Here is a 7,089-nt window from a genome sequence, read left to right as displayed (position 1 = left end):
TCTTCTTGAAGATAAAAGCGGCTTTCCCCGGAAAGCCGCGATGAACCTTTTTTTTAGCAATGTTCCGCATCTTTCTTATCTTAGCGGGGCCGGCATTGTAAGAAGCTAAAGTGAAGTAGATTTGATTGTCAGGCGATATCGCTGGATCGTCAAAATATCGGTCTTTGATAAAGCGCATATATTTCACACCAGCATGGATGTTGTTATCCACCTTATGTATGTTTTTTATATTGACGTTTTTGTCTTTGGCGGTACTTGGCAACACCTGCATTACACCGATGGCGCCTCGGTGAGAAACCCTGCTTTGATCAAGTCCAGACTCTTGGAAACCTTGAGCTGACATCATCAAAGGGTCGAATTCGTATTCATTCGAATATTTTTCAAAGACATCTGCCAGTTTTGCCACTCGGTCTACTTTATTTGGGTTGAGTGCTCGTCCTAACCAACGAGTGTTGTCGATGTATTTATTATAGATAACGTTCCCAAGTAGAGTTCCTGTTCGTGCGGTCTTTACGTATTTGTTGATCTCTTTCTTTAGCTGAGGGCTGTCTTTTCTCAGTGCCCAAGCAATTTGACCATTTTCACGCAGCGGCAACTCAGTGTGTACCTGAATGTTTTCCATAACATCGAGCCAGAGCTTAGCTTTGTGGCTATCTAGAACTGTACCTTGTATATAACCCTGATTAACCAGTTCTATCAGCTCGTAGTCTTGCAATGATTCTTCGATAAAGTGGACATGCAGTGGTGGTAAACCTAGTGCGTTAAGCTCTTTGTTGACTCTTTGAACACTCTCGAAGTAACTTGAGCTAGCTCGGATCCAGACCTCTTGACCACTCAATTGCTTGATTTCGGTGATAGGGGCAGAATTTTTTCCGGTGATAATCAGTTCTTTCCCATCTTTGATCATTGGATCGGAAAAATCGATGACACTTAACCGCTTGTCGGTGATCGTTAGGTTGGCGACAGCGACATCACCGTAACCAGATTCTAACGAGGGGAGTAGATCATCTCGTTGCACGGGGATGATTTGAACGTTGAGATAGGGGTGCTTCTTACGAAGACTTTTCTCAAAGTGGTAGAGCATTTCTGCCACAATACCTTTTGGCTTGCCATCTTCTATGTAGTAAAAGCCCAGATCAGCCGAAACCAATACTCTCACTGTTCCTTTTGTTTTGAGTACATCTAAGTCTCCCATGTAAGGTTGATTGCTCAATGGGGACAGTTCTAATGCGTTGGAAAGTTGGCTAAATAACCCGATCCAGATAAATAATAACATCCTGCTCACATCCACACTCCATGTTGATGTTTTGTTAAAAGTTATCTATTGAAGATACTGCTTATGTTGCCATTCATCAAGTTTACCAGACGAAGTTCAAAAAAAATCGCGCTAACAAATTAGCGCGATTTTGAAGTGATTGTTTTAGTTAACGACGAGTGTGATTCGCTGACTAAGGCAGTGGATTGAGCTCGATTAACTTTTCTGTTCGTAACACTGCGTCTTCTAAGCCTAGTTGTTCATAAGCTTCTAATTGAATGTCTAAAGACTTACGTGCAGCAATGGTGTCAGGGTAAGTCTTCTGCAACTCTTGTGTTCTGTTTATAGCTGCAATCCAAGCTTCACGACGCAGGTAGAAATCAGCGGTTGCTAAGTCATACTCCGCGAGGCGGTTTTTCAGTGCGAACATGCGTTTTTGTGCATCTTCAGCGTATGGGCTTGCTGGGAAACGTTCTAACAGTCGTTTGAAATCAGCAAATGCAAGTTTCACAGGTTCTGGGTCTCGGTCGCTACGATCGATATTAAAAATATCATGCATGAAGTTTCGGTCTTGTGCCATATGCGTTAAACCGCGCATGTAAAGAACCCAATCCTGTTTTTCATGAGTAGGGTTTAAGCGTAGGAATCGCGAAATAGTCGCAAGGCCAAGCGCCAAGTCATCATTTTTGTAGTAAGCGTAAATCAGATCCAGTTGTACTTGTTCAGAATAGGCGCCGAATGGGTAACGTGAGTCTAAGGCTTCTAGCTTTTCGATTGCAGAAAGCCAGCTACCACTCTGCAGTGATTCTTGGGCGTCAGAGTAAAGAACCGATGGCGGTACATCCGGTACTATTTCTTCACTACTTGAACAACCAACTAAGAGTGATACGGCTAATAGACCCGTTAAAGTAAGGTGTTTCATGTCAGGCGTCGATTCCTTGAATTAAATATTTCGTAAGCTTCCGTTACTTTCTAACCAGTAACAGATACAATGATGCAATTATTCTATTTTATCCATACTAATGGGTATTAGTCTCACGGTTTTTAAAAAAGTTCGATATGGCTCAGCAGATAACATTAACAGACACAGTAAAAAGCAGCCAGTTAGGTCAACGTTTAGACCAAGCTGTCGCTGAACTATTTACCGATTTTTCTCGCTCTCGTATTAAAGAGTGGCTTCTTGACGGCAAAATCCAAGTGGATGGCGAAGTTATCACTAAACCGCGCACCATAGTTTTGGGCGGTGAAGCGATCATCTTACAAGCAGAGCTTGCGGATGAAGAGCGCTGGGAAGCACAAGATATTCCGTTAGACATTGTCTATGAAGATGATGATTTATTGGTTATCAATAAACCTCGCGATCTGGTTGTACACCCAGGTGCAGGTACGCCGGATGGAACCATACTAAACGCATTGCTTTTCCATTACCCTCAGATTGCTGAAGTACCTCGTGCGGGTATTGTGCACCGTCTTGATAAAGACACAACTGGCCTTATGGTTGTGGCTAAAACGGTTCCAGCTCAAACTCGCCTTGTACGAGCTCTTGCTAAACGTCGTATTACTCGTGAATATGAAGCAATTGCTATTGGTAAAATGACAGCGGGTGGTGTGGTTGAGAAAGGCATTAGCCGTCATGCAACTAAGCGTACGTTAATGGACGTTAATGAACTGGGTAAGCCTGCGGTAACTCACTACCGTGTTGCTGAGCACTTCCGCGAACATACTCGTATTCGTCTGCGCCTAGAAACGGGTCGTACTCACCAAATCCGTGTTCACATGTCATACCTTCAGCACCCGTTGTTAGGTGATATTGCGTACGGTGGTCGTGCACGTATTCCAAAAGGTGCATCTGAAGAGCTAACGACAATGATTCGTTCTTTTGATCGCCAAGCGCTACACGCGGTTATGCTGAAGTTTGTTCACCCGATTACTGGTGAAGAAGTAGAGTTCCACGCACCTGTGCCAAATGACATGGTTGTGATGGCTGAAGCGTTGCGTGTTGATGCTCGCGAAAACATAGAAGACGACATTTAATCGTGTCAATGATCATCCCTGACTGGAATGCACCAAAAAACGTGAAAGCATTTGCTTCGACTCGTTTTGATGGTTGTTCTACAGGTGCCTATCAAGGGTTAAACCTTGGTATGCACGTTGGGGATGATGCTTTACTTGTTGAAAGCAATCGAACATGGCTAAAGCAACAATCTAATATGCCCACGGCTCCGGTATGGCTAAATCAAACTCACTCAACGGATGTCGTTACAGTTTTAGAACCTGTGGCGAATGTGCTTGATGCGGATGGTGCATTTACCACTGCAAAGGGTGTTGTGTGTTCTGCGATGACAGCCGATTGCTTACCGGTCATCCTTACCGATACCAAAGGCACTCAAGTTGCTGCCGTTCATGCGGGTTGGCGTGGTCTTGCTGGTGGCATTCTTGAAAATGCCGTCGCAAAGTTTTCAAACCTAGATTCCGAGAACCAGATAATTGCTTGGCTTGGTCCTGCAATTGGTAAAGGTGCATTTGAGGTTGGCAACGATGTGTTGGACGCTTTTGTTCGTTTTGACCCTCAAGCGAAATTAGCATTTAAAGCTAAATCTGAACCTGGCAAGTGGTTAGCAAACATGTCTCAACTTGCGACTCAACGATTAATGAAAGTTGGCGTGACTTCGGTGACAGACTCGAATCTATGTACATACGCAGATTCAGATGCTTTCTATTCTTATCGTCGTGATGGTATTACTGGGCGTCAGGCGACATTTATTTGGTTAGAGTAATCTCTGACTAGCATAACCACTCATCCAGTTCATTTATATTTTCATATCAGCTCTATTCTTCATCCTTATCCCTTGAAAATCTGCGTTACCGTATCCATCTTCTAACCATAAGATAAACATATCTAAGAGTAGGAAGGTTGGCATGCGTCTCGATCGATTCACTAGTAAATTCCAAATTGCGATATCTGATGCTCAGTCGCTCGCATTAGGTCGTGATCACCAATATATAGAACCTGTACACCTAATGGTGTCTTTGCTTAATCAAGATGGCAGTGCGATTCGTCCATTGCTCACCATGTTGAATATTGATGTTGTTCAATTGCGTTCTAAATTAAGCGAAATATTAGACCGAGTCCCAAAAGTAAGCGGTATCGGTGGTGATGTTCAGCTCTCTAACGCAATGGGAACGCTATTCAACCTATGTGACAAGGTCGCGCAAAAGCGTCAAGACAGTTACATATCTTCAGAAGTATTCCTACTCGCTGCAATAGAAGACAAAGGACCTCTAGGTAACTTACTTAAAGAGTTAGGCCTTACTGAGCGAAAACTATCTCAAGCTATCGAGCAAGTTCGTGGTGGTCAAAAGGTTGATGACCCGAATGCGGAAGATAGACGCCAAGCTTTAGAGAAGTTCACCATTGATCTGACCGAGCGAGCAGAGCAAGGCAAGCTAGATCCTGTGATTGGTCGTGATGATGAAATTCGTCGCACGATTCAAGTCCTTCAACGTCGTACTAAGAACAACCCTGTCATTATCGGTCAACCCGGTGTAGGTAAAACTGCGATTGTCGAAGGTTTGGCTCAGCGTATTATCAATAATGAAGTGCCTGAAGGCTTAAGAGGCCGACGAGTGCTTTCATTAGACATGGGCTCATTAGTTGCGGGTGCTAAATATCGTGGTGAATTCGAAGAGCGTCTAAAATCAGTGCTTAATGAATTATCGAAAGAAGAAGGCAATGTCATTCTCTTTATCGATGAAATTCATACTATGGTCGGCGCAGGTAAAGGCGAAGGCTCTATGGATGCGGGTAACATGCTGAAACCAGCATTAGCTCGTGGTGAACTGCATTGTGTCGGCGCAACAACGCTCGATGAATACCGACAATATATAGAGAAAGACCCGGCTTTGGAGCGTCGATTCCAAAAAGTGATCGTGGATGAACCCACCGTTGAAGACACGGTAGCGATTCTTCGTGGTTTGAAAGAGCGCTATGAACTCCACCATCATGTAGAAATTACCGATCCTGCTATCGTAGCGGCGGCAACGCTATCTCACCGATATGTTTCAGATCGTCAGTTACCAGATAAGGCGATTGATCTCATTGATGAAGCGGCTTCGAGTATTCGAATGCAGATAGATTCAAAGCCCGAGTCATTGGATAAGTTAGAGCGCAAAATCATTCAATTGAAGATCGAACAGCAAGCTCTGACGAATGAAAATGATGAGGCCAGTGAAAAGAGGCTTCGTACGTTACAAAGCGAACTTTCTGAGAAAGAACGCGATTTCGCAGAGCTTGAAGAAGTTTGGAACGCTGAAAAAGCGGCGCTGTCTGGTACGCAACATATTAAATCAGAGCTAGAACAAGCTCGAATGGATATGGATTTTGCACGACGCGCTGGTGACCTTAACCGTATGTCTGAATTGCAATATGGTCGAATCCCAGAATTGGAGAAGCAGTTAGATCTCGCGACTCAAGCTGAAATGCAAGAAATGACCTTATTACGTAATAAGGTGACCGACGCTGAGATCGCCGATGTCCTTTCAAAGCAAACCGGTATTCCTGTTTCTAAAATGCTAGAAGCAGAAAAGGAGAAGCTTCTGAAAATGGAAGGTGTTCTGCATAAGCGGGTTATCGGTCAAGCGGAAGCGGTCGAAGTGGTATCGAATGCGATTCGTCGTAGCCGTGCTGGTTTGTCTGATCCGAATAAGCCGATTGGTTCGTTCTTGTTCTTAGGGCCAACAGGTGTCGGTAAAACGGAACTGTGTAAAACATTAGCTAACTTTATGTTCGATAGTGAAGATGCGATGGTTCGTATCGATATGTCTGAGTTTATGGAAAAACACTCTGTTGCTCGTTTAGTTGGTGCGCCCCCTGGTTATGTGGGTTATGAAGAAGGTGGGTACTTAACCGAAGCTGTTCGTCGAAAACCTTATTCTGTCATTCTGCTTGATGAGGTAGAGAAAGCTCACCCAGATGTTTTCAATATTCTATTGCAGGTTTTGGATGATGGACGATTAACTGACGGACAAGGTCGCACCGTCGATTTTAGAAATACCGTGGTAATCATGACATCGAACCTAGGTTCAACTCGTATTCAAGAGAACTTCAATACATTGGATTACCAAGGCATTAAAAATGAGGTTATGGAAGTTGTGGGTAAACATTTCCGACCTGAGTTTTTGAATCGAGTTGATGAAAGTGTCGTGTTCCATCCATTAGGCCAAGAGCACATCGAGTCAATTGCCGCTATTCAGCTTGATCATTTGAAAATGCGAATGGAAGACAATGGTTATGAACTCGAAGTTTCAGAAAAAGCGCTCAAGCTAATCTCTCAAGTTGGTTTTGACCCTGTATATGGTGCAAGGCCTCTTAAAAGAGCAATTCAACAAACTGTTGAGAACCCGTTAGCGAAAGCGATACTGGCTGGAAAAATAAATCCAGAGAAGAAAGTACAGCTATTGGTGAATAACGACCGAATTATTGCTCACCAATAATCAAACTATGAATAATAGGTACGATTAGCCGAAATTAAGGCTTAATCGTACCTATTTTGAACGCTTTGTGTGAATAGTGTCCGAACGATCGCCTGTGGCGGTTTTTTTCCGTTTTTGGTCTTGTGCAAAGGGGGATTCTCTCTATAATGCGCCTCCGTTGCTAGGGATAACCAAGCGGTTTGAACTAAGTAACGAGACGACATTAAGCATTTAAGATGCTTTGAAAAATTAGCTGGAAAAAGTGTTTGACACTGGAACCTAATTCGCTAGAATGGCCGTCCACTTCGAGAGGCTCCTTACTTAAAAGGAACGCTCAACAAGTGAAGCTCTTTAACAATTTA

5 protein-coding genes are annotated in these 7,089 nt (G+C 43.6%); 3 read left to right on the top strand and 2 right to left on the bottom strand.

Translation table 11 applies throughout. From position 1 onward, the window contains the following. Positions 1-1,291, bottom strand: a 1,291-nt coding sequence (locus ACED42_RS21235; RefSeq protein ID WP_371704042.1) for a transporter substrate-binding domain-containing protein, incomplete at its 3' end; no start/stop codon positions are given. A 157-nt stretch (positions 1,292-1,448) separates the two neighbouring features. Further along, on the bottom strand, positions 1,449-2,177 hold the full coding sequence (locus ACED42_RS21230) for an outer membrane protein assembly factor BamD (RefSeq protein ID WP_009848466.1): 729 nt from the start codon (positions 2,175-2,177) through the stop codon (positions 1,449-1,451). Between the two features lie 137 nt (positions 2,178-2,314). Here ACED42_RS21230 and rluD point away from each other — a divergent pair, with 137 nt between their 5' ends. The 3 genes from rluD (at position 2,315) to clpB (ending at position 6,748) form a co-directional block, all read left to right on the top strand. Next, on the top strand, positions 2,315-3,289 hold the full coding sequence (gene rluD / locus ACED42_RS21225; RefSeq protein WP_009848467.1) for a 23S rRNA pseudouridine(1911/1915/1917) synthase RluD: 975 nt from the start codon (positions 2,315-2,317) through the stop codon (positions 3,287-3,289). An 8-nt stretch (positions 3,290-3,297) separates the two neighbouring features. Beyond that, positions 3,298-4,032 carry a peptidoglycan editing factor PgeF gene (pgeF, locus tag ACED42_RS21220; protein ID WP_371704044.1) on the top strand — a complete coding sequence of 245 codons (735 nt, stop codon included), beginning with the start codon at positions 3,298-3,300 and terminating at the stop codon, positions 4,030-4,032. A 142-nt stretch (positions 4,033-4,174) separates the two neighbouring features. Next, positions 4,175-6,748, top strand: coding sequence for an ATP-dependent chaperone ClpB (gene clpB, locus ACED42_RS21215; protein WP_371704040.1), 2,574 nt, complete (start codon positions 4,175-4,177; stop codon positions 6,746-6,748). The last annotated feature ends 341 nt before the right edge of the window (positions 6,749-7,089 follow it).

The organism is Vibrio sp. FF145 (genome assembly GCF_041439075.1).
Lineage (GTDB): Bacteria > Pseudomonadota > Gammaproteobacteria > Enterobacterales > Vibrionaceae > Vibrio > Vibrio tasmaniensis_A.
This window is presented reverse-complemented; position numbering and strand designations above follow the sequence as displayed.